Annotated in this window: 2 protein-coding genes; both read left to right on the plus strand. The window is 66.8% G+C overall.

What is annotated here, in order from left to right:
• Positions 1-90 precede the first annotated feature (90 nt).
• The gene (locus ACZ561_RS40045; RefSeq protein ID WP_471005085.1) at positions 91-1,032 is read left to right on the plus strand and encodes an amino acid ABC transporter permease; all 942 of its coding nucleotides are present in this window, start codon (positions 91-93) and stop codon (positions 1,030-1,032) included.
• Positions 1,029-1,786: amino acid ABC transporter ATP-binding protein (locus ACZ561_RS40050; protein ID WP_471005087.1), on the plus strand; the 758-nt coding region annotated here is incomplete at its 3' end. The genes ACZ561_RS40045 and ACZ561_RS40050, both read left to right, overlap by 4 nt.

Genomic DNA, 1,786 nt, shown 5'->3' on the forward strand with positions numbered 1-1,786 from the left:
GACAAGTGGGGGGCCGCCGACGGCGCGATTCCCGCGGCCAAGATCAACGGCGGTTCCTGACCTCTCGCGTACCACTGAAGGGCAGTCGTCGTGACTGACAAGATCGACAAGGTTCCCGCCGGGGCGTCGCCCGCCCCGGCGGGGGTCCCGCCGGAGGCCATCAAGGCCATTCCGGTCCGCCACTACGGACGCTGGGTCGCCGGCGTCGTCGTGGTCGCCCTGCTGGTGCTCCTCGGCTACGCCTTCTCCCAGGGCAACGTCCGCTGGGCCACCGTCCCCGAGAAACTGTTCGACCCCACCATCCTGTCCGGCCTGGGCAACACCATCCTCATCAGCGTCGCCTCCATGGCGCTGGGCCTGGTCCTGGGCGTGCTCTTCGCCGTCATGCGGCTCTCCAAGAACCCGGTGACCAGCTCCGTCGCCTGGCTCTACATCTGGGTCTTCCGCGGCACCCCGGTCTACGTGCAGCTGCTGATCTGGTTCAACCTCGCCCTGATCTTCCCGATCTTCAACATCGGGTTCTACAAGGACGAGATGACCGACGTCATGACCCCGTTCCTGGCCGCCCTGCTCGGGCTCGGCCTGAACGAGGGCGCCTACATGGCCGAGATCGTCCGCGCCGGCATCCAGTCGGTCGACGAGGGACAGACCGAGGCCTCCCACGCACTCGGCATGTCCCAGGCCAAGACGATGCGCCGCGTGGTGCTCCCCCAGTCGATGCGGGTGATCATCCCGCCGACCGGCAACGAGTTCATCAACATGCTCAAGACCTCCTCCCTGGTCGTCGCCGTCCAATACCCCGACCTGCTGCGCGCCGCGCAGGACATCGCCTCGACCTCGTTCGCGGTCATGGAGATGTTCTTCCTCGCCTCGATCTGGTACCTGATCCTGACCTCGGTGTTCAGCGTCGGCCAGTTCTACCTGGAACGGCACTACGCCCGCGGCTCGCTGCGCGCACTGCCGCCCACGCCATGGCAGAAGGTCAAGGCGAACCTCGCCCGATTCTCCAACCGTGAGGCGGTGGCCAAATGACTCTCATGGTGAAGGCCGAAGGCGTCCACAAGTCCTACGGCGCCGCCCACATCCTCAAGGGCATCGACCTCGAGGTGAACAACGGCGAGGTGTTCTGCCTGATCGGCCCGTCCGGCTCCGGCAAGTCCACCTTCCTGCGCTGCATCAACCACCTCGAGAAGATCAACGCCGGACGGCTCTACGTCGACGGCCAGCTCGTGGGCTACCGCCAAAAGGGCGACAAGCTCTACGAACTGAAGGACAGCGAGGTCGCCGCCCAGCGCCGCGACATCGGCATGGTCTTCCAGCGCTTCAACCTCTTCCCCCACATGACGGCCCTGGCCAACGTCATGGAAGCACCCATCCAGGTCAAGGGCGAGTCCAAGGCCGTCGCCCGCGAGCGCGCCGAGCGCCTGCTGGACCGGGTCGGCCTGGCCGACAAGGCCGGGAACTACCCCACCCAGCTCTCCGGCGGCCAGCAGCAGCGCGTCGCCATCGCCCGCGCGCTGGCGATGGAACCCAAGCTGATGCTCTTCGACGAGCCCACCTCCGCCCTCGACCCCGAACTCGTCGGCGACGTCCTCGACGTCATGCGCGACCTCGCCGAGTCCGGCATGACCATGGTCGTCGTCACCCACGAAATGGGCTTCGCCCGCGAAGTCGGCGACAACCTCGTCTTCATGGACGGCGGCGTCGTCGTCGAATCCGGCCACCCCCGCGACGTCCTCGGCAACCCCCAGCACGACCGCACCAAGGCATTCCTCTCCAAGGTGCT

The sequence above is a fragment of the Streptomyces sp. NPDC039609 genome (assembly GCF_055596705.1).